The following is a 20,290-nucleotide window of genomic DNA, read 5'->3' as shown; positions in this document are numbered from 1 at the left end:
GATAGTAGTTGGGGGATCGCCCCCTGCGAGGATAGGACGTTGCCACGCGATTATTCCGGCATAGCTCAGTTGGTAGAGCACCTGACTGTTAATCAGGTTGTCGACGGTTCGAGCCCGCCTGCCGGAGCTTTATAATGGAGAGTTGTCCGAGTGGCTGAAGGAGCAGCATTGGAAATGCTGTAAACGGGTACTAACCTGTTTCGAGGGTTCGAATCCCTCACTCTCCGTTTGAAATAGTATGACCCGTTGGTCAAGTGGTTTAAGACACCGCCCTTTCACGGCGGTAACATGGGTTCGAATCCCGTACGGGTCATTTTGGAGGATTAGCTCAGTTGGGAGAGCGTCTGCCTTACAAGCAGAGGGTCACAGGTTCGAGCCCTGTATCCTCCATAGGTAACATAACATTCTAATTATGGTCCGTTGGTCTAGTTGGTTTAGGACGCCTGCCTGTCACGCAGGAGATCACGAGTTCGAGTCTCGTACGGACCGTTGTTATGTTATTAATAATTTAATACACAACAAACATATTACATGATGGTATATGGCTCGGTAGCTCAGTCGGTAGAGCAATGGATTGAAGCTCCATGTGTCGGCGGTTCGATTCCGTCCCGCGCCATTATGGTGGGGTAGCGAAGTCTGGCTAAACGCGGCGGACTGTAAATCCGCTCCTTCGGGTTCGGTGGTTCGAATCCACTCCCCACCATCATTATAGGGATATAGTTCAATGGTAGAACAACGGTCTCCAAAACCGTCGATGTGGGTTCAACTCCTACTATCCCTGTTTGTAATGTGATGGCGGTATTGGTGAAGGGGTTAACACACCGGATTGTGGTTCCGGCACGCGTGGGTTCGATTCCCACATACCGCCCTAGATTGGGGCATCTTGATTTATTCAGCTGGTCCAGTCAGATTGGATAGGCGATTATGGTGGTATAGCCAAGTGGTAAGGCAGAGGTCTGCAAAACCTTCATCGTCGGTTCGAATCCGATTACCACCTTTGACTGGGTGTATCCAATCAATCTTTATGAATTTTTTGCCGGAGTGGCGGAACTGGCAGACGCGCTGGACTCAAAATCCAGTGACCGTTGAGGTCGTGTGGGTTCGAACCCCACCTCCGGTATCAGAAGCTTCATCTCGGGAGTCATCGCAATTGGCGATGGCTTTTTTGTTGTTCCTAAAAGTTGGTGTAGCAAGGCCACGGCGATAAGCACCGTCCATGCTTGCTGGTTGACGGTGATCTGACACGGCACGGGCGTTTACGAGTCGCTTAAATCCGTGTGTCTTTTCGGTGGCGCATAGCGGGTGAATGCGATCTTCTGGTTGTCCAGATGGCCTAAAAATGGATTGATTTTTCCGATAGATCTGTTACCGGCCTTGTCCGTGGGGGGACTTAAATTTTAAGCGGGTCATCACCGTCAGATTAATGTCTGATGGTGGTGGCTCTTTTTTAGTCGGGGGCTATTCGTGGGACGGTAGAGAGGACGTATCACATAGCAGGGGTCAATGAATCGCTAGCGCGTGGACCGCTCTTTTCTAGAAGTGTTCAGGGTATTCTCCGTTTGCCGTGACAAGTATTTGGGCCTATACTTAATCTTGTGATTAAACACACCAGAATTGGGAGGTTCATGATGAGAAAACGAAATTGGGAGATTCTTTTGGGCTTGGCTGCCGTATTGGTTGGCTGGCACCTGGCCGGAGGAACGGCTCAGGCGAGCTATAACAGCATGTTTGCGCGTGAGGGGTACTTGGCTAAGCATGAGCGTTTGGACGCGACACGGTCGTTTGAACGGCGAATTAGCCGCTATAAATCCGTGTATGTGACCCAGAACAAGGCGGGGCGGATTCGCAACGTGAGCGTGATGTTTTACGCCAAGCCGCAGCGTGATCACTTTACGACCTACGCTAGCCATTGGATCAACGTGCGCCAGCTGCGTAATGGTCAGCTGTACGCCTACAATGATCGTACGGTCTACGGCAACTACCTGGTGGCTTACCATCAGTTTGGTCGGGGCCATGGCACGACCATCAAGGCGGGGAGCCGGCCGGTCAAGCTGCACTTCTCTAAGAAGGGGAACTTGTTGATTCGCTACCAGAAAAAATTGCTGACGGTCCACTTAAAGAGCGGTCAGATCAATTTAAATGGTAAGGCTACCAGTGCCAAGCACAACCGACAATTCAAAGGCAAAGTGCCGACGAAAGGCACCCGCGTGAAGCGCTTGATTGCGGACGCCAAGCGTTATCGCGGTGTTCCGTACAGATATGCCGGACGGGATGCCTTTGGGGGCTTAGACTGCGCCTCATTCGTTGATCAGGTCTATTTGGACGTTGAACACCGTGATATTGGCGGGATGACCGGCGTGCAACAGAAGCTAGGTAAGCACGTGGCCGTTCGCAAGGCCAAAGCCGGCGACCTGCTCTTCTGGCAGATTGCCGGGCAGAAATACACCTACCACGTGGCGATGGCCATTGGTCATGGTAAGTTGATTGAAGAAGCTGGGAAGTCGGTGCACATCTCGAAGATTGCCAACCGCAACCCGCAATTTGCTATTCATATGAAATAATTCCAAAAACGGTCCAGGTCGCGTTGATGCGTGTGCCTGGGCCGTTTGAATTTATGGAGGAATCGGCGGTCTAACAACTGAAGTTCGGTGAGGTCCCCAGGTAGTCGGTGGTGAATGGGTGAGGGGGAGCAGTCTTCTGGTTCGCTTGAGCGCCTGACAAGGCCTGCAGGCGCTAAAAGTGTCTCACGGTGTAGATTAAGACAACATCTCAGCTACACCAGCGGGGCCATCACTGGCTATCCCGGCTGACACAATGTTGCTGATAGCCAGTTAACAAGTCACTTGCGGGGGCTAGTCATCTGTATGGCTAGTTTCCGCTATGCAGCGCAATGGCTGCACCCAACGGTTCTAGTTATTGGGGAACATAAAAACGCCTAGCTGGACCGGCGGCTAGGCGTTTTGCAGGTATTCGTCAATGTTTGATAGTGATTAATCGTTGTAGGCGTCTTCTAAGCCAACCTTGTCTTGGTGGTTGATGGAAGCGTAACGATCAGATGCGTACATCACGCTGGACTTGCTGGATGAGTGGCTTAAGCCTAAGGCATGGCCAATTTCGTGGGTCGCAACGTTCGTCCGTTGATTCTTGGTGTAACCGTACTTGGTTAATAAGCTACGGTTCAACGTGGACTTGGCGGAAACGATTTCGTTTTCGTTGCCCTTGTTCAAGTAAGAGTAGTTGGTGTAACCGGCTAACTTGCCGCTCTTGGTGCTGAGGGATTTGGAAGAGGTCAACGTGATGTCAGCCTTTTCGCCGCTCTTAGCAGCCTTTAATTGAACAACGCCGACTTTGTTCCAACGCTTAACGGCGTTCTTCCAAACACTCTTGTAGTAGCTGGAGCTGGTGTTGGTCTTGTATGTAATTGTGGTTTGATCCCAAGCGCCCCAGGAAGGTGTTGGCTTGCTGGTAGCGGCGGCGAAGATGGTGGAGCTGCAAGTGGCTAAGGTGACAACCAAGGTGGCGATAACTAAGACGGTCCATTTAACAATTTTCTTTAACATTTTGAATACCCGCTTTCTTTTAATTCCGAATGATTCGCTTTTTAATTGCTTACTATCTTATTGACTATGGTTAGTATAAAGCGAGAACTAAAAGAGTTGGACGGACACTTCTATGGGGATGGATAGTTTCAACGGGACAATAGTTGCAAAGTGGATAATCATTATCCCATAAACGCGATAGTGTGGCGATAAATGGTTACATATCAAGCATTGTGGCCACTTTTTGATGTAAGCGGTTAGCGGGTTGGTTAAAAATTTGGCCGAATAAAAACGGCCCCCATTCTCAGGTCGATGGAAACAACCAGGGAATGGGAACCGTGAGATGATTTAGCGGAACAGCAAAAGTGTAACGAACATTTGACCGAATAAGTCCGATAAACTACCAGTAAATTACAAATATTTGACCGCAGTCCCATAGGCAGCTACGGATTGCATGTCGGTGCCAATCGACCCGGAGTCAAAGCGCATCATGACCACGGCGTCCGCACCCATGTTTTGCGCATTGACGCGTAGGCGGTCGACTGCGATGTTGCGGGCTTCGTCGAGCATCTTGGTGTAGTCCTTGATTTCACCGCCGACCACGTTTTTGAGGGATGCGCCAATGTTACGGATAACGTTTTTCGATTGCGTGGTCAACCCAAAGACCTCGCCGATGACCTCGTATTCTTGGCCGGGGATGTGTTCGGTGGTAGTCACTAAGATTTCTGTCATGGGAATTCCTCCTTGTGTTGCTTTAAATATACCTAGCTGACCGGTAAAAGACAAGTCAAGGAGGCGGCCAAAATAAATTTTGCTGACGCGTTATTAGTAAATTTGTTGCCGACCGGTTACATATCCGCGGTATTTGCGGGTGATTATGCAAAAGGTAGCGCCTGCTTTTTGACTTTCTTGCAAAACCTATCCAAATTGGCTGGCTAACACCTGTTTGGGACTAACTGCTTATTAATAATCGAAGGTGTTAATTGAGAACAAAGTGTGTTAATTTAGAAACAGTACTAGCCCCGGCTAGCAAAGAGGAGGAAAATTGCATGACACTTGAACCACAAGAGATTAAGCGGGTTTTAGATATTGAGGAGGCCTTGTACACGCCTATTTCAGAGAAAAATCGCCAATTGATCGACGAGTTTTTGGAGATTCGCCAGGCCTATCGGTCAGTGACCCGGCGGATTGAGGATGCCTTGCAGGCGCCGTTGGACCACTATCAGCAGCGACGCCATTTCTACTTGGATGTGGCCGACTTGGCCCACTTCCGGTTGAACTTTTTCGAGTTAGTCGGGCACTTCTTGCAAAAGACGGTGGGATTGACCTATCGCTTGGAGTTGTGGGACCGGGAATCGCATCATAAGGATAACTTTTCTGATTTGGAGTTGACCCAGGCGGCTTGCCGAGAGTTCAGTACGGGGACGGCAGTCGAAACGTTAGAATACGCCCATCTAAACTTTCGCTTACGGCGGAAATTTGAAATCCGTGGTCGACACCTTTATTGGGAAAAGTCCCAGTTCTTTGTGGCGGGGCGGGAAGTCCCGTTGACGGACGGGTTGATGCAACTCCAACATGAACTGGAAGCGTGCGCGCCCGTGCTGCGAGGAACGGTCTTGAAGATTAAGGAATTTACCTGATCACTACGGTTACGTCTGACTGGCTGCGAGACCTGGTTGAGTCAGGCGTGCTACAGAAAACGAGCGGGTAGCGGCCAATATTGCGTACCAGTCCTAAATTTGCCAACAAAAAATGACCAATCGCTAGGGGATTGGTCATTTTCAGTTGGTCGTCGACTTCAAGGCCAGCTTATTTGCTAGCAGGCGTTTGGTTGCCGTGATTTGGCCGCGCAATAAGTCCTTGTGCGCAACGGCAATAACGTTGGAACGACTGCGTAAGTGCTGGTTGGTGCCCAGAATTTCGTCGTCGATCAGATATAGCGCGTTGGGCGCTACCGTGAGGTCCCAATGATGTTCGGCGTGGACCTGCGTCGTGGGGATGTGCAGCGCAGTCGCCAAGTTTTGACAAAAGTGAGTGAGTAATGCGGCATCAACGATTCGGTTGCCAGTGAGGGTGGGCTGAAATTTGCCACTGAGGATGTCACCAATCACTTTGATTTCGGTCATGCTGGTTCCTCCATTATTAGATGATGCCTCATTCTAGCATGGTTTAGCGGGAAAACGGTAGGCGTTGTGCTTGGGTTTAGCGAAACTTTAAAGTCTCGGCGGCGACAATTCGGCGACTTAATCATTAAGCTAAAATCAAAACGCCGGTCAGAAATTGACAAATTCCCGAGAAAATGAGCTGGTAACGTTGGTTGAGCCGCTGCTGAAGCCACCAGTGGGCCGCTAACAAGAGGATGATCAGTAGTGTCCGCCAAGAAAGCGACCCCATAAATAAGGAAAGAACACAAGTAATTGGCGCAATTAAGGTTAACCGCCAGTCTCGTTTCGTCGGTAAGTAATAGGGCTCGAAAAAGGCCAGGTAGCTGGCCATCAGCGGAACGAGTGGCGTTAAAAACTGTAAGGCCAGGTAATGGTTACGTAAGAAAAATAAAATTACGGGTACACCACAGCCGGCCAGCACGCTGAAGACCACCAGCCCGTAAGCCGATTGGAGGCCCAGCTGGGGGATGCAGGCCAAGACCAAAAAGATGCACAGCAGCAGGGCGAACAGTTGGACCAGGTGATTACCGGGGGCCGCGAGAAACCCCATGGTAGCAGCGGCAACGACTAAGATGGGCCCAATCGTTGACTGAAAGTGACGCTTTAAGATGAGAAAGACGCCCCCGGCCAAAAAGATGCCGTAAATGGCGAGGAAGACTTTCACATCGGTCGCTAGCGGTGTGCCGGTCGAGGCGGTTGTTCCCGCCAGCCACCAGAGAAAATTTTGACAGAAAATAAACAGGAACAGTTGCTGTACCGTTCGGTTTTTAAAGAAGGCCATGAGAGTGGTCATGGAATCGCTCCGTTTCAACTGGGTTTATAGTGTTGCCTTTTATCTTAGTAATTATTTGGCCGCGGGTCAACGGTTCTTTGAGAAATTTACCGGTGCTTCCTTTTAAGTCGGCCGGATTTGTGTTAAAATTCTTGAGTTATGAGTCAATTCCCGATAGGATTCACGCGTTTTGTGAAGCTGCCTTGTAACCGAATGGCGTTGAGATTATCGGTCAACTCGCCGTCTACTATATCTAGGGGGAATATCCATTGCAAGAAAGACATTTATTTACTTCAGAATCCGTTTCCGAGGGTCATCCCGACAAAATCGCCGATCAAATCAGTGACGCCATCTTAGATGCGATGCTGCAACAAGATCCCGATTCCCGGGTTGCCTGCGAAACGTCTGTCACGACTGGTTTAGTCCTGGTCTTCGGTGAAATTTCGACCAAGGCCTATGTCGATATCCAAAAAGTGGTGCGTGAAACCATCAAGGAAATCGGCTATACGGATGGCCAGTATGGCTTTGATGGCGACAACTGTGCCGTCCTCGTGGCCATTGACGAACAATCACCTGACATTGCGCAGGGGGTCGACGACTCATTGGAAACGCGTGAAGGGGATGAAGATCCCCTCGATAAGATTGGTGCCGGTGACCAAGGGCTCATGTTCGGTTATGCCGTCAATGAGACCCCTGAATTAATGCCGCTGCCAATCGAATTGAGTCACGCCTTGATGCGGCGGATCGCTAAGCTGCGTAAGACGGACGTCATCGACTACCTGCGGCCAGATGCCAAGGCCGAAGTCACGGTCGAATACGACGATAACGAACAACCAGTTCGGGTCGACACGGTTGTTTTAAGTACGCAACACGATCCCGACGTCACGTTGGATCAGATTCGTCAAGACGTGATCGAACAGGTCATCAAGCCCGTGATTCCAGCCAACTTACTGGATGACCAGACCAAGTACTTCATCAACCCTACCGGTCGGTTCGTCATCGGTGGTCCTCAAGGGGATGCCGGTTTGACGGGGCGGAAGATTATCGTTGATACGTACGGTGGGGCCGCTCACCACGGTGGGGGCGCCTTCTCTGGTAAGGATGCCACCAAGGTGGACCGTTCTGCCAGTTACGCTGCGCGCTACATCGCTAAGAACATCGTGGCAGCTGAATTAGCCACGAAGTGTGAAGTGCAGATTGCCTACGCCATTGGGGTGGCCGAACCCGTTTCGGTCTACATCAACACGTTTGGCACCGGGACCGTGGCAGAAAGCAAATTGAACGCCGCCGTACGGCAACTGTTCGACTTGCGCCCAGCCGGCATCATTCAAATGCTGGACCTGAAGCGGCCAATTTACAAGCAGACTGCCGCTTACGGTCATTTTGGCCGGACCGATATCGACTTACCTTGGGAACACCTGGATAAGGTCGAGGCCTTAAAAGCAGCCGTTAAATAAGTTAAGATGAAACAGGGAGGTCGGGGCGAGCAATCGTGCCGGCCTTTTGTTTACGGTGGACGCGCTGGTTTGTAATAGCGAGGATGGCCATCTGTCGATTTGAGTAGCGTGACGGTAAAGCCAGTTAACTGAGGTGGACTTTCACGATTGCTAGTAATGTGGTGACTGGCTTACGCTTCACATCATGGATCAAAGTATTTGGGGCAACTTGCTAAGCTAATGTTGTACCGTGGGTGAGCACTAACCCGCCGGAGACAGCTAGGGGTGGAGTCAGCTGTGTCGACGGTGTTGGCTGGGGTTCTTTCCCAGCCTACAGCGTGGGACGACTTGAGAGACTGACGGGTTTTGTCAGGCTTTCAAGCGAGCCGGAAGACCGTTCTGTGGGCTGCAGGCGTTCCCCATAGCAGGCGGAACCCCTAGCTGACGCAGGCATCTGGTTTGCGAAATTTTTCAGCCGTGATTGCTAATAAATAGGCTTTTAGCAAGTAGGAGCAATAAAAAGTAAGCTAACAGCTTGTATTTTTAACGGTTAGCCGCGATAATTGGTATATTACTGAATAACAGAAATTGGGCAGTAGCAGCAATTGGCTACGTAGATTCGTTGAGTGGTGGGGCCAACGTCAGGAGGAAATTATGTCTAAGAAACAAACTAACGTTGGATTAGTCACTGTGGCGGTCTTTGTGGCCACCTTTATGTCAGCCGTTGAGGGGACCATCGTCTCGACGGCCATGCCGACCATTGTCGGTGATTTACACGGGGTTGCCCTCATGAACTGGGTCTTCTCCATCTTCTTGTTAACTAATGCGTTGGCGACACCCATTTACGGCAAGCTGGCGGATACCGTGGGCCGAAAATCGGTCTTCTTGGTCGGCCTGTTCATCTTCGTGTTGGGGTCCACGCTGTCGGGGATGTCTCACAGCATGGAAACGCTGATTGCTTGGCGGGCACTACAAGGTATCGGGGCTGGGGCCATCATGCCGGTCTCCTTTACGATTCTTGCCGACATCTATCCCGTTGAACAACGGGCTCGGGTCATGGGCCTCAACGGGTCTGCCTGGGGAATTGCCGCCGTGGTCGCACCCTTGCTCGGGGGCTTCATCGTCGATCAATTGAGCTGGCATTGGATCTTCTTCATCAACATCCCGATTGGCATCATCACCATTGCCCTGATTTGGTTCTTCTTAAATGAAACTACCGAACGCAAGGCATTTACCATGGACTGGTTTGGCTCTTTGTGGCTATCGGTGGGCTTATTGGCCATGATGCTGACGTTCCAATTGCTGGGTGAAGGCCAGATCAACGTCTTATGGGTCATCATCGGGTTTGTCGTGGCCATCGTAGCCTTTGCGCTGTTTATTCGCCAAGAAAAACGAACGGCCGACCCGTTGATCCCCATGTCACTCTTTAGCAACCGGACCTTTGTGATTCAAAATTTGATTGCTGCACTGTTGAGTGGCTTCATCATGGGCTTTTAAGTCTATTTACCCACTTGGACGCAAGGGTTGTTGGGCTTAATGGCGTCTCAAGCCGGATTCGCCATCACGCCTAGTTCATTGATGTGGATCGTCGGGTCCTTTATTGCCGGTAAGCTCTTGTTGAACCGGTCGCCTTACAGCATTGTTAATCTGGCGTTGGTCCTGGTCTTGGTTGGTGCCGTGACCATGGCGGTGATTCCGGCCAGCACGCCATTCTGGTGCTTCTTCGTGATTGCGGCCATCTGTGGGACCGGGTTTGGAATCACCATTACCACCACGACGGTGACCGTGCAAAGTAAAGTGGCCGTCGATGAGGTGGGGGTGGCAACCTCCTTTAACACCTTGTCACGGACGCTGGGCCAGACCATCATGGTGTCCATTTTTGGCATCATCATGAACCTGGAAATGGCGCGTGGCGTGGCCAGTCATCCGGGCACCAACCTGGCAATGATGAATAAGTTAATTAACCCCCAAACGGCCAAGGAGTTGCCGGCGCACCTCCTACCGACCCTGCATGGTATTCTATACCAAGGGCTCCACGTGATCTTTATTGGTGGGGTACTGCTGATCATCATTTCATTCTTAGTGAACTTCTTTGATCGCAAGGATACGGAACAGGTCACCGGGCACCAGGGGTAATTAGTCCCGTTTTAAGTTCAGATACGGTATAATAATGCTAAACGACCAAAAAGTGGAGGCGATAAGATGTTTGAAAGTAATCACGCGCGGTATGCGAGTTATGGCACGGTTGCGGCTTTGCCGGATGATATGATTGACGCAATCTGGCAGATTATTGATCACGACCTCCAAGGGTTGTTTCCATTAGATAATCTGTTGACCTTTAAACTGCACAACCACCAAGGCACCACGACCTTTGAGTACGTCCAATCAGACGACAATCAAATGACGTTGCGGGCGGGTTTCGACACAGAATTTGGCTATACGCCAGAGCTGCCAGAAACCGTGTTGGCCTACGATGATGGTGACAGCCAGATTATCCTGCTGCCATCCGAGACGAATGACCGTTAAATTTGTGAGAGATTAAAATGGTGATTGCTCCGGGGGATGTCCCTGGTAGTAATCACCATTTTTTGTGGTTAAATGACTGACGGTTGAAAGACGAAATCAGGTGAAACTATTGTTATCATGTGCCTCATGGCGTTCTCGACACCTCGCTTTGAGTCGCAGTCTACGTCTCAAAGCTGCCTCATGGCCGAAACGTGCGCCAACACTTAACACTGCTAGGCAGCTAACCGCCTGTCGTCACACTCTTATTCAGCGGCTGAACCCATAGCAGGTGGAACCCTGGCTGACGCAGGCAACTGGTATCATCAATTTTAGGTGTCGGAACACTGTCTTTTCTGTGGCAGCAACGTCAAATTAGCGAATCAAGCCGAAATGGCGCAGGCCGTGGACGATGCCATCCGTCGTGTTGGACGTGGTGACGTAGGCCGCCTTAGCCTTGGCTTCTGGAACGCCGTTGCCCATGGCGATGGGGACGTCGACCTCGTCAAACATTTGCAGGTCGTTGTACCCATCGCCGAACGCGTACGTTTTCACATCTTGCAAGCCAGCGTTGGTCAAGAGGGCTTGGATACCAGACTGCTTGCTGACACCGTGGACCATGGTGTCTAGGCAACGCGGGTTATTGCGGACTAAATCCAATTGACCCGCGAACTCATCGTGGTATAATTGGTCCTTGTCACGGTTGAAGACGTTGATGAAATTAATCTCTTGGTGATGATACCATTCGGGGTCCACCACGGGATTCAGGCGCAACAGCTGAAAGTTTTCGGTGGTGTCGGCATTAGCCTGGCTGAGCCGAAAGCCTGCGCGGTTGTAGTATGCCAGTGGGTCATGATGCGCGTTGGCAAAGGCTGTGATGGCGTCTAGCGTGGGCTGATCAATGATTGAGGCAGTCAGGCGCTTACCTTCAAACTGCACGTAACTGCCATTGGCGCCGACGACGGAGTCAATGCCGGTGGCGTCGAGGACGTATTGAATTTCAAAAATGTTTCTTCCGGTCGCAATAACTGGTAAAATATGATGTTGTTGCATTTCGTGAATGGCAGCGATGCTGGCTGGCAAGACGTTCTTGTGGTCGTCAAACAGGGTGCTATCCAAATCAAAAAAGACGATTGCTTGATACATATTTAACCTCCTAAATGTTGACGTGTTGCGGTTCCATTATACAGCAAGAACCAAAGTTGACGAAATGACGGTAATTTTTTTGCCAAGCAGATGTAGTAGTTGCCGTTTTTATGTTACACTATATCTTGTATTTTGAATTAAAGAGGGGCTATCATGGTGATAATTACAGCTGGAATGATCGGTGTCGGTAAAACGACCCTTACTGGAAAGATTGCGTCACACTTGGAAACTCAAGCATTTTTTGAACCGGTTGGTGATAACCCAGTGTTACCACTTTACTACCGGGACCCGAAGCAATACGGGTTTTTGTTACAAATTTACTTCTTGAACAAGCGGTTTAGCATGATCAAGCGAGCCCTAGCGGACGACAACAACGTCTTGGACCGCTCCATCTATGAAGACGCGCTCTTCACGCGGGAAAACAACGCAGAAGGCAACATTACGGACACTGAGCTGGAAGTTTACCTCAACCTGCTGGACAACATGATGAACGAATTGCAAGAATTGCCAAAGAAGGCCCCAGATTTGTTGGTATACGCCGACGCTGACTTCGATACGATCCTCCACCGGATCAAGAAACGTGGCCGCGACTACGAACAATTCGATGACAATCCTGAATTGGAATCCTACTACAAGAAGATGTGGACGGCCTACCAAGGCTGGTTCGCCGACTACGACGTGAGCCCAAAGATCAAGATCGACTTGCAAAAGTATGATCTGGACGTTCCTGGGAACACGGAATTGGTATTGGCCCAAATCGACGATGCCTTAAAGGACATCCGCACGCCAGTTAAATAAGCTTCACCCACGCCACCACCGGTCTCTTGATCGGTGGTGGTTTTTTTAGAATGAAACGAAAGGCTACTAGCCAGTGGTTAAAAAAACCTAAAGTCGAGGGTACGGTGGGTTACCAATGGCCGGTGGATTTCGTTAGTAAGAGTAGGGGGAGCGTGCGCCAACAGGTGGTTGCCTGTCGTCACACGCTTAAGTCCAAAAGAGCACGCCGCCTCCCGGTAACGGCAGGTGCGTGCTCACACAAGATTAACCCAATTTCTTCGCGATATTGTCCAAGGTCACTTCTGCCGTGTCAGCGAAGACCATGTCAGCGGCGCCCAGTTCCGTGGCGTCACCAATGCCCAGTGAGACTTCACCGGCCGCATTGATAGCAGCGACACCAGCGGCGGCATCTTCAACCCCAATGCATTGGTTGGCTGGCAGGTTCAGCAGTTCGGCACCCTTGGTGTAGATTTCTGGATCCGGCTTGCCGTGCGTCAGGCTGGCTGGGTCAACGATCTTCGGGAAGTAGTCGGCCAGTTGTAATTTGCCCAAGACCCGTGGGGCGTTCTTGGAAGCGGACGCCAATGACAGTTGATAGCCCTTGGCACGCAAGTCATCCAAGAAGGCCTTCATACCGGGTAAAATGTTAGCGGGCGTCATCTTGTCGACTTCGGCCACGTAATTGGTGTTCTTTTGGGTGGCCAGTTGTTCCTTTTCGGCTTGGGTGTAGTCGTTTTCCTTGCCACCGGCCTTTAAGATCATTTCCAAAGAGTCCATCCGGCTAATGCCCTTCAAGCCGTTGGCGAGTTCGTCGCTCCAAGCCACGCCTAAAGAATCGGCGAGTTGGTGCCAAGCAGTTCCGTGCAAAATGGAGGTGTCGGTGATGACACCGTCGAGGTCAAAAACAAATCCTTTAATATCAGCAAACTTAGTCATGTGAAGCACTCCTTAATAAGTAATGGTTTGTGGAACATTAGGTTTTAGTGAAACAGGTTGTTGCCCAATTTTAAGTGTTGCGGCGTGATCGGCCGTCACGGTCACGTGATGGTGGTCAATCGCAAAGGTGTAACGAGTGCCACGTAGCAGGTGGCTAAATTTAATCGCGTCCCAGGCTTGCGGCAGGTGAGGGTTAACGGTCAAATCTTCCCCTAAGGCGTCGACACCAGCGTAGTAGCGCGTTGACATCAATGTGACGGCCCCCATGACGCCGAGGTGGATGCCTTCGGCCGTGGTGCCCCCCTGAATATCGTAGTAATCAGAGAACAACGCCTGTGAGAAGAGCTTCCAGGACTGATCCATGTTGCCCGCCATGGCCGTCAAAGCCGCGTAAACGATGCGTGACAGCGTGGATCCGTGCGTCGTGCGGTCCAGGTAATACTGGAGATTTTGGATCAAGGCGTGGTGCGGGAGCTCATAGCCCAGTTGTTGCAAGAGATCGGCCACTTGCGGCGCGTCGAGGTTGTATAAGACCATCAGCGCATCGGCTTGCTTGGCGACCTGATAGGCGTCCGGCGTCTTGCCCTCGGCCTTTAGAATCCGGTCCATCCGAGAAATGTCGCCGTACTTTTGCCGGTACTTGGTGAAGTCCAGTTGCGGCAACTTGAAGTATCCCTCGAACTGCCCGATGATGCCATCCGGGCTGATGTCCAGTTTCAAATGGTGACTGACGGCCGCAAATTGTTGGCGCGTCTCGGCCGTGACCTGCGTCTTTTGGTCAACCGCTTTCAATGTCGCCGGTGTCAAAGTTTGTCGAATTTCTTTGAGCTGGTTAAACAGCCAGGTGACCATTAGATTGGTGTAGGCATTGTTGGCCAGTCCCGTCGTATCGGCATTGGGATAGTTTTCGTGGAACTCATCGGGACCCATGACCTTGTCGATGGTGTAGCGATGGTTCGCGTTGTTCAGTGTGGTCTTGCTGAGCCAGAACTGCCCGATCTCTTGTAGCATTTCTAGACCATATTTGGCCATGAAGTCGGTATCGCCGGTGATGCGGCAGTACAGGATGACGTTGTAGGCAATGGCCAAAGAAACGTGCCGTTGCAGTGATGAGTAGTCGGGGTCCCAGGTGTTGGTCAGGGGGTTCAAATGCGTGACTTGCGACTGTTCATCGCCGTGTTCACCGGATTGCCAAGGGAACATGGCCCCGGCATAACCCGCCGCTTGGGCGTTTTGCTTGGCCGCTGGCAATCGTCGGTAACGGTACATCAATAGTTGCCGCGTCAGCTTAGGGTCATGGAGCGCAAAGACGGGCAAGTCGAACATTTCGTCCCAGAAAACGTGTCCTCGGTAGGCCTCGCCGTCGAGTCCACGCGCGTTGATCGAGGCATCGATCTTGCCAGAACGGATGGCCTGAACCGCCGAGAAGAGGTGATACAGGTTGACCCGGGTCAGCTTTTGCGACGTGATATCGCCGCTGATCTGGATGTCGGCGTCCGCCCAGCGCTTTTGCCAATAGGCGGTGCTGCTGGCCAGCGTGTCTGCAAACGACGCCTGCTGGAGTTCGTCGGTGGCGGCACTTAGTAGGTTGCCGGTCGTCTCACGACTGGTGAATAAGACCACATTTTTTTCAAAAGTGTAGGTGTGTTGCGGTTGAACGTCCACGGAGCGCATTTGGCGGACCTGTTGTTCGGCGTTCGGCCGGGTGTCACTAGGGGCGGTTAGTGCTTCGCCCGGGCCAGTCAAATGGGCGCCCAGCGTGAGGTCAACGTGTGATGACCGCGTTTGTGCTTCCAAAAAGATACTGTCGGGCTGTTGGCTGGTGCCGGTGACGCGCAGGTGACGTTGGTCAAAGGCGTTGTACCGGGCAACGTTGCCGTTCACGACGCTACCGTCGATGGTCGAGTAGACCTGCAGGCTGCCCGCAAAGTTGATCGGGGTGATGCTGTAACGAATCGCTAGTCGATGCCAGTCCTTGAAGTTGGCCACCTTGCTGGTCTTGATCTGCAGCGTGTGGCCGGTTGACAGCTGGACCAGCATGGTCGTGATCAGCGTCCCGGTGTGTAGGTCTAGGCTCCGGTAGATGTCTTGAATGTCGGCCGCTTTAATTTGAAACGGATTCTGATGGTCGACCCCAAAGGAGAGCGCTTGAGCGTTGGGCAGGTTGACCAGGTCCTCGTTGGTGACTTGGCGGCCATTGAGGTTGGTGGTCAGTTGGTCATACAGGCCGGCCGTGTACATGCCGGGGTAGTTGTCGGCGTCCGCGTGGGCTTCCGTATAGGCTCCCCGCACACCGAAGAACCCGTTGCCCACCGTGAGCATGGCTTCCTGGCCGTAATTGCGTTTACCTTGGTATTGGCCGTAATAGTCCAGGTGCCAGGCCAGGTAATCGCGTTTGGTCGCTAGAGCCGCCTCCAGGCCTTGATCGGCGATGGCTTGTTTGCTAACGACCGGAATGTTCAACATGTTGGTAATGGCCAACCCAATATCGATGCGTTGGTGGTTGATGCCCACGACCGTGTCGGAGAACGGGTAGCTCAAGGCGTTGTCCACCACGGCGGCATCGACGTCGAGCCCCGCTAGCTTCAACCGCAAGTTTTCCAGGTTCTCACCAATCGTCTGTTCCGAATTGTAAGCGATAATAAATTGCCGCTCGCCAGTCTGATCTGTCGGGTGGTAGCTGACTTCCAATGAATCATCTAAGACGTGCAACGTAATAATTTTCAAAGCGCAGTCGTCATCCTTTCTGCTAAATGATAGCGTATTCTTTCACAGTTAATCTTAGGCTAACTGACCGCAATAAGCAATTATTTCCGTTCGGAAAGGTCAAAATTAATATTATTATAAATGCCGAGATGGCGCAATTGCAATCGGTTGCAGCGTTTTGGTGTTCTTGGTTGTAGCACCCGTCAGCGTCGGCGGAATGCGTGGCGGCTGGGTGGAGGTGGTGCTGAAAAAAGGCTGCCGGTTGCAGGGGGGCTGGCGATGGCGAAAACGTGCGCCAATAGTCTCACTTGGCGGTAAAAAACGAGCCTGGGACAAAATCTCCCAGGCTCGTTCACAGTACCTTTACATAGCTGAAACGTGCGCCAAAAGGCAGCCGGTTCCGCTTAAAACTGCTAGCCAAACAATCCAAAACCGGGATTATTCGGCTAGCAGCCTTAATGCTCACCGGCTAATCGCCTTTTGGCCCACTCTCCCACGGTACACGTATTAGATTTTAAAGTTAGTTGACCACGTACAGAGGGTCTTCACCCTTATCGACTCTGACCGCGTTCTTGGCCACGATGGCCGCCATAGCGTCACGGGCTTCGACGGTGGCGTTACCGACGTGAGGGGTCAAGATAACATTGTCTAAGGCCTTGAAGCCATCGTCAACGTTTGGTTCGGCTTCGTAAACGTCCAAGGCAGCGCCGGCCAATTCGCCGTCACGTAAGGCTTGGAGCAGGGCCGCCTCGTCGATAACGGGACCCCGAGCGGCGTTGATGAGGTAAGCGGACTTCTTCATCCGTTTGAACTCAGGAGCGCCCAGCAGGTGATGGGTTTGATCGTTTAATGGGCAATGCAAGGTCAACACGTCACTCTTTTCGATAACTTCATCCAGCGTGGCGTAGGTCGCATTCAAGCTGGCTTCCGTTGCGGCGTCGAGGGGATGGCGTTGGGTGTAGAGAATCTTCATGTCAAAGGCGGCCATCCGCTTGGCAACGGCTTGACCAATTTGGCCCATGCCGACGATTCCCAGCGTCTTGCCGGCCAATTCATGACCCAAGAAGAAGAGGGGAGACCAGCCGTCAAAGCCCTTGGTCCGCATCAACTTGTCCCCTTCGACCATTCGGTGGGCCAGGGTGATCATGAGGCCGGTCGTGACTTCAGCGGTCGAAGTCGTGGAGACCTTGGGCGTATTGGTGACGGGGATGTTCTTGGAACGGGCGTAGGCGGCGTCAATATTATTGAAACCAGCGCCGTAATTGGCAATAATCTTTAACTGAGGATCGGCGTCGATCACGTCTTTGTCTACCTGAGTCGACAGTGGCGTAATCAGATAGTCCTTGCCGACAATCCGCTTCAACAACTCGTCCTTTGTGATTAATCCGCTACCTGAATAGCTGTCAACATCGAGCCCGGCTTGGTTCAAAATGTCCAGGGCTGACTGGGGAATAGGTGCAGTTACTAAAACACTAGTCATGAGTGTCACTCCTTCAGTAAAATTTTATTTCACAAGTCTATTGTAATCGTTTTCATCAGAGAAAACAGCCTTCCCTGAAAAATCTTTCGAAAAATTCGCCTAAACGTGTTAAGCTGTGAAACATAAGACTGAAGTGAAAGGGGTTACCCACCGTGAAATTAGTCACAAGTATCCTGGTTGTCGTCCTCACGGCAGGCATCGTGGGCGGGACCATCTGGTTGATGCTGACCTTAGCAATAGCGGCGTGGCTGGAGGTCTTGATCGGCGTGGTCGGTTTCGTATTGGCGACGGTCGTCAACCTTCTGTTATTCTGGTTTCTCTGGCCGCGGACGCCTTCGTTTGAGGACGATGATGAGTAGGGTGGCCGTCAAGATGACACCAGAATTTGGGCATCTTCGCAGCAAGTTTTGCGCTTATCTGGTTGGGTTAATTTTGGTAGAATTAGACATTTTGCCACCCGCGGATGTTTGGGGAGATATTGGTCTAAACGGGTTGATGGGTTAGCGACTACCGTCTTTGGGACGTGGTGTTCGGTTCAAAGCAAGGTGTCGAGACCGCCCCGTCCGCCCACAGCGTACCGACTCATATCCAGTGAACGGTAAGGCGGTCCAATCGGGCAACACTGCCAGTAAGCACCAAAATTTAGAACGAAAAAAAGACCATTACGATAAGTCGCAATGGCCAAAGAGTAAGGTTACAACATAATTGGGGGATTATGTTGCAAAAATTTCATCTACTTTGGGGGAGTAAAATGAAATCAGTCTGTTGAATGAGGACAGAAGCCTCACGAGGTAAGTCCTAAAACTTCCCCGCAACCATATAGTACCGCATTCCTTGGGAAATTGCCATTAAAATATAAATATTTCGTTAACAACGCAAAAAATCAGCGGGTGAGACGCCACAGAATGTCGTCTTGTTCCCTAATTGCGGGGTTTGTTAGGCGAATCAACAAAAGTGAGAGGATGGTTTTTTGACGAATCAAAACAGAAAATTGGGGAGCACCGCCGCGTGGTTGTGGTTGATTCTACTGGTAATTATTTTAAACCTCGTGCAACTGCCACTGCTATTTTTAAACCACGGAGCGATAGGTCAACGGTTCGTTTGGTCAGCGATTTACGTGGCGGGATTTGCGGCCGTGATCGCCTTAGGCCTGTGGATCTATCGGCGGGTGCACCTGGTTAAGTGGCAGCGACTGACGCGTCAGGATTGGTGGTTGATGGTCAAGGCGTACGGCTTTGTGATCTTAGTTGAAATGGTGTTGGGAATGGACAATAGCCTGCTCTATCACCAGACCAGCACGGCCAACAACCAGGCCATCTCATCGTTCATGAATCAGGGGACGCTGACCATGGTGATGTTGAGTCTAACGGCGGTTCTGGCCAGTCCGGTCATCGAAGAGCTGACATTTCGCGGCGTCCTGATCGACGGTTGTTTTCCGGCCAACATGTTTTGGTTGCCGATCATCGTCAGTGGGGTGGCCTTTTCCATCGTGCACATGAGCACCAATCCCGTCAGCTGGCTGATCTACGCCATGATGGGCGGCACGTTCGCCTATGTTTATAAGCGGACCGGCAAGCTCCAGAGCACGATTTTCCTACATGGATTCAACAATTTAATCGCCGTGGGGCTGATGTTACTGACGCTTCATTAGCCGAAAAAAACGCCTTGACTGAACACATGTTCAGTCAGGGCGTTTGACTTTAGTAGGGATTAAAGTTCCTTGTCGACTTCCTTGGCAATCTTGCGTTGATTGCTGACGACATCCAACTGGCTCTTGATGGTCACCAGTTCGCGCATCGTATCGTCGATTTCGTCATCGGACATGCCCAATAACGTTTGGCATTGACCAATCCGAGTGTAAACTTCGTCACGCTTGGCGGTGGCCATTTCGGTCAAATGAATCAGCACTTGCCGTTCATCGGTCCGACTCCGAACCCGTTCGACCCAGCCTTGCTTTTCCAGACGCTTCAACAGGGGCGTTAAGGTCCCGCTGTCGAGTTCCAGGCGTTCACCTAGTTGATGGACGGTCAGCGGCGCGTCTTCCCATAGCACCAACATCGCAATATATTGAGGGTAAGTCAAACCAAAGGGTGCCAAGGCGCTTTGGTAGAAATGGTTAAATTTTTTGCTGGCAGAATAGATGGAGAAGCAAAGCTGCTCATCTAAAAGAATCGGTGTAACTTTCGGCATGGCACAGGCCTCCTTTCAATTACTTTCCAGAGTATTGTATACAATTAAATTGCCGCTTGCAAGTAAAAACTCCCGGTTTAAATGGCCTGTGAGGATTGCCTTGCAGAGATTGGCGGGGGGATGACCCCAGAAACGATTTAACGTAACGTCTAAATAATTATATAGCATATCGATAGCTAACTTCAACAATTATTGATAAAACAAGTTTTTATTTACGCGAATTTCTAAAAGGGCAATTGGTTTGTTCGGGGGGTGTGCAAGTTTAACGGCGATTTATTTGAGTGAAGAAAATTCGAATAAAATCGTCCATGGTGGGTGCATTTAACCCCATTAAATGTGACAAATTACCGAAACTGACCCGTTTTGTCAATGAAAAACAAAATGACTTAGTTAGTTAACCATATGCATCCAAGTATAGCAGAAGTTCTGTAAAAGGAAAGTAAAACTAGTGAAATTTTTCATTAAAATCGCATGAGGACACGACTAGGACCACTTTAATTAATCACAATGTAAAACAATTATCAGCCGATAGTTTAATTGCAAATAACCCCTAGTTTATGGCCGAAATGAAAACTAGGCAAACTGGTTTTGAGCATGGATAGTTTATCTTGCTATTTACGTGGGATTAGGTACAATAAGGG

At 50.9% G+C, this 20,290-nt stretch carries 16 protein-coding genes, 11 tRNA genes, 1 pseudogene and 1 riboswitch; of the genes and pseudogenes, 19 read left to right on the top strand and 9 right to left on the bottom strand.

Annotated features, from left to right (window positions below; translation table 11 throughout):
• The first annotated feature begins 54 nt into the window (after positions 1–54).
• From LKH74_RS02820 to LKH74_RS02765, 12 genes are all read left to right on the top strand, one after another.
• Positions 55–127: transfer RNA gene (locus LKH74_RS02820), tRNA-Asn, on the top strand.
• Between the two features lie 9 nt (positions 128–136).
• A tRNA-Ser gene (locus LKH74_RS02815) sits at positions 137–227 on the top strand.
• Between the two features lie 13 nt (positions 228–240).
• Positions 241–313 (top strand) — tRNA-Glu (locus tag LKH74_RS02810).
• A gap of 4 nt (positions 314–317) precedes the next feature.
• A tRNA-Val gene (locus tag LKH74_RS02805) sits at positions 318–390 on the top strand.
• A 24-nt stretch (positions 391–414) separates the two neighbouring features.
• Positions 415–489, top strand: a tRNA-Asp gene (locus LKH74_RS02800).
• Positions 490–543: 54 nt separating this feature from the next.
• Positions 544–616: transfer RNA gene (locus tag LKH74_RS02795), tRNA-Phe, on the top strand.
• Positions 617–620: 4 nt separating this feature from the next.
• A tRNA-Tyr gene (locus LKH74_RS02790) sits at positions 621–703 on the top strand.
• Positions 704–710: 7 nt separating this feature from the next.
• Positions 711–781, top strand: a tRNA-Trp gene (locus LKH74_RS02785).
• A gap of 14 nt (positions 782–795) precedes the next feature.
• A tRNA-His gene (locus tag LKH74_RS02780) sits at positions 796–868 on the top strand.
• 58 nt (positions 869–926) lie between these two features.
• Positions 927–997: transfer RNA gene (locus LKH74_RS02775), tRNA-Cys, on the top strand.
• Between the two features lie 38 nt (positions 998–1,035).
• Positions 1,036–1,120 (top strand) — tRNA-Leu (locus tag LKH74_RS02770).
• A 508-nt stretch (positions 1,121–1,628) separates the two neighbouring features.
• Positions 1,629–2,561, top strand: coding sequence for a C40 family peptidase (locus LKH74_RS02765; protein ID WP_287708582.1), 933 nt, complete (start codon positions 1,629–1,631; stop codon positions 2,559–2,561).
• A 429-nt stretch (positions 2,562–2,990) separates the two neighbouring features.
• On the opposite strand, the gene LKH74_RS02760 is transcribed toward LKH74_RS02765, so the two are convergent.
• Positions 2,991–3,560 (bottom strand): matrixin family metalloprotease, encoded by a 570-nt coding sequence (locus tag LKH74_RS02760; RefSeq protein ID WP_135368941.1) that lies wholly within the window; start codon positions 3,558–3,560, stop codon positions 2,991–2,993.
• Positions 3,561–3,950: 390 nt separating this feature from the next.
• On the bottom strand, positions 3,951–4,271 hold the full coding sequence (locus tag LKH74_RS02755) for a heavy metal-binding domain-containing protein (protein WP_135368942.1): 321 nt from the start codon (positions 4,269–4,271) through the stop codon (positions 3,951–3,953).
• 317 nt (positions 4,272–4,588) lie between these two features.
• On the opposite strand from LKH74_RS02755, the gene LKH74_RS02750 reads away from it, so the two are divergent.
• A complete protein-coding gene (locus LKH74_RS02750; RefSeq protein WP_287708584.1) occupies positions 4,589–5,179 on the top strand; it encodes a hypothetical protein in 591 nt (196 codons plus the stop codon).
• A 141-nt stretch (positions 5,180–5,320) separates the two neighbouring features.
• Here LKH74_RS02750 and LKH74_RS02745 read toward each other — a convergent pair whose 3' ends face one another.
• Complete coding sequence (locus tag LKH74_RS02745; RefSeq protein ID WP_135368943.1) at positions 5,321–5,665, bottom strand: hypothetical protein; 345 nt, start codon at positions 5,663–5,665, stop codon at positions 5,321–5,323.
• Positions 5,666–5,789: 124 nt separating this feature from the next.
• A complete protein-coding gene (locus LKH74_RS02740; protein WP_287708585.1) occupies positions 5,790–6,497 on the bottom strand; it encodes a hypothetical protein in 708 nt (235 codons plus the stop codon).
• 131 nt (positions 6,498–6,628) lie between these two features.
• Positions 6,629–6,748: riboswitch (SMK box riboswitch) on the top strand.
• On the opposite strand from LKH74_RS02740, the gene metK reads away from it, so the two are divergent.
• The 3 genes and pseudogenes from metK to LKH74_RS02725 all read left to right on the top strand — a co-directional run bounded on the left by metK (position 6,746) and on the right by LKH74_RS02725 (position 10,438).
• Complete coding sequence (gene metK / locus LKH74_RS02735; protein WP_135368945.1) at positions 6,746–7,933, top strand: methionine adenosyltransferase; 1,188 nt, start codon at positions 6,746–6,748, stop codon at positions 7,931–7,933. Its footprint overlaps the riboswitch before it by 3 nt.
• 633 nt (positions 7,934–8,566) lie before the next feature.
• Positions 8,567–10,048 (top strand): annotated as a pseudogene (locus LKH74_RS02730) (DHA2 family efflux MFS transporter permease subunit).
• 66 nt (positions 10,049–10,114) lie between these two features.
• Entirely contained in the window at positions 10,115–10,438 is a 324-nt protein-coding gene (locus LKH74_RS02725; protein ID WP_135368947.1) for a DUF960 domain-containing protein, read from the top strand.
• A gap of 351 nt (positions 10,439–10,789) precedes the next feature.
• Here the strand turns inward: LKH74_RS02725 and LKH74_RS02720 are convergent, their stop codons facing one another.
• Positions 10,790–11,560, bottom strand: coding sequence for a Cof-type HAD-IIB family hydrolase (locus tag LKH74_RS02720; RefSeq protein ID WP_135368948.1), 771 nt, complete (start codon positions 11,558–11,560; stop codon positions 10,790–10,792).
• 153 nt (positions 11,561–11,713) lie between these two features.
• On the opposite strand from LKH74_RS02720, the gene LKH74_RS02715 reads away from it, so the two are divergent.
• The gene (locus LKH74_RS02715; RefSeq protein WP_135368949.1) at positions 11,714–12,358 is read left to right on the top strand and encodes a deoxynucleoside kinase; all 645 of its coding nucleotides are present in this window, start codon (positions 11,714–11,716) and stop codon (positions 12,356–12,358) included.
• Positions 12,359–12,601: 243 nt separating this feature from the next.
• Here the strand turns inward: LKH74_RS02715 and pgmB are convergent, their stop codons facing one another.
• From pgmB to LKH74_RS02700, 3 genes are all read right to left on the bottom strand, one after another.
• The gene (pgmB, locus tag LKH74_RS02710; protein ID WP_135368950.1) at positions 12,602–13,273 is read right to left on the bottom strand and encodes a beta-phosphoglucomutase; all 672 of its coding nucleotides are present in this window, start codon (positions 13,271–13,273) and stop codon (positions 12,602–12,604) included.
• Between the two features lie 12 nt (positions 13,274–13,285).
• Positions 13,286–16,000 carry a glycoside hydrolase family 65 protein gene (locus tag LKH74_RS02705; protein WP_287708586.1) on the bottom strand — a complete coding sequence of 905 codons (2,715 nt, stop codon included), beginning with the start codon at positions 15,998–16,000 and terminating at the stop codon, positions 13,286–13,288.
• Between the two features lie 499 nt (positions 16,001–16,499).
• Positions 16,500–17,459: a 2-hydroxyacid dehydrogenase family protein gene (locus LKH74_RS02700; protein WP_287708587.1), complete on the bottom strand. Its 960-nt coding sequence runs from the start codon at positions 17,457–17,459 to the stop codon at positions 16,500–16,502.
• A 152-nt stretch (positions 17,460–17,611) separates the two neighbouring features.
• On the opposite strand from LKH74_RS02700, the gene LKH74_RS02695 reads away from it, so the two are divergent.
• Together LKH74_RS02695 and LKH74_RS02690 are read left to right on the top strand one after the other, a co-directional pair.
• Positions 17,612–17,818 (top strand): hypothetical protein, encoded by a 207-nt coding sequence (locus LKH74_RS02695; protein ID WP_287708588.1) that lies wholly within the window; start codon positions 17,612–17,614, stop codon positions 17,816–17,818.
• 611 nt (positions 17,819–18,429) lie between these two features.
• Positions 18,430–19,110, top strand: a complete 681-nt coding sequence (locus tag LKH74_RS02690; RefSeq protein ID WP_287707721.1) for a CPBP family intramembrane glutamic endopeptidase — start codon at positions 18,430–18,432, stop codon at positions 19,108–19,110.
• Positions 19,111–19,169: 59 nt separating this feature from the next.
• On the opposite strand, the gene LKH74_RS02685 is transcribed toward LKH74_RS02690, so the two are convergent.
• Positions 19,170–19,649, bottom strand: a complete 480-nt coding sequence (locus LKH74_RS02685; RefSeq protein ID WP_135368955.1) for a MarR family winged helix-turn-helix transcriptional regulator — start codon at positions 19,647–19,649, stop codon at positions 19,170–19,172.
• Positions 19,650–20,290 lie beyond the last annotated feature (641 nt).

This window comes from Levilactobacillus sp., from assembly GCF_022646225.1.
Taxonomy (GTDB): Bacteria; Bacillota; Bacilli; order Lactobacillales; family Lactobacillaceae; genus Levilactobacillus; species Levilactobacillus suantsaiihabitans.
This window is presented reverse-complemented; position numbering and strand designations above follow the sequence as displayed.

Excerpts from the sequence above, each read along its gene's own strand:
- LKH74_RS02765 (WP_287708582.1), top strand. The coding sequence starts at position 1,629 with ATGAGAAAACGAAATTGGGAGATTCTTTTGGGCTTGGCTGCCGTATTG.
- LKH74_RS02760 (WP_135368941.1), bottom strand. The coding sequence starts at position 3,560 with ATGTTAAAGAAAATTGTTAAATGGACCGTCTTAGTTATCGCCACCTTG.
- LKH74_RS02755 (WP_135368942.1), bottom strand. The coding sequence starts at position 4,271 with ATGACAGAAATCTTAGTGACTACCACCGAACACATCCCCGGCCAAGAA.
- LKH74_RS02750 (WP_287708584.1), top strand. The coding sequence starts at position 4,589 with ATGACACTTGAACCACAAGAGATTAAGCGGGTTTTAGATATTGAGGAG.
- LKH74_RS02745 (WP_135368943.1), bottom strand. The coding sequence starts at position 5,665 with ATGACCGAAATCAAAGTGATTGGTGACATCCTCAGTGGCAAATTTCAG.
- LKH74_RS02740 (WP_287708585.1), bottom strand. The coding sequence starts at position 6,497 with ATGACCACTCTCATGGCCTTCTTTAAAAACCGAACGGTACAGCAACTG.
- LKH74_RS02725 (WP_135368947.1), top strand. The coding sequence starts at position 10,115 with ATGTTTGAAAGTAATCACGCGCGGTATGCGAGTTATGGCACGGTTGCG.
- LKH74_RS02720 (WP_135368948.1), bottom strand. The coding sequence starts at position 11,560 with ATGTATCAAGCAATCGTCTTTTTTGATTTGGATAGCACCCTGTTTGAC.
- LKH74_RS02715 (WP_135368949.1), top strand. The coding sequence starts at position 11,714 with ATGGTGATAATTACAGCTGGAATGATCGGTGTCGGTAAAACGACCCTT.
- pgmB (WP_135368950.1), bottom strand. The coding sequence starts at position 13,273 with ATGACTAAGTTTGCTGATATTAAAGGATTTGTTTTTGACCTCGACGGT.
- LKH74_RS02700 (WP_287708587.1), bottom strand. The coding sequence starts at position 17,459 with ATGACTAGTGTTTTAGTAACTGCACCTATTCCCCAGTCAGCCCTGGAC.
- LKH74_RS02685 (WP_135368955.1), bottom strand. The coding sequence starts at position 19,649 with ATGCCGAAAGTTACACCGATTCTTTTAGATGAGCAGCTTTGCTTCTCC.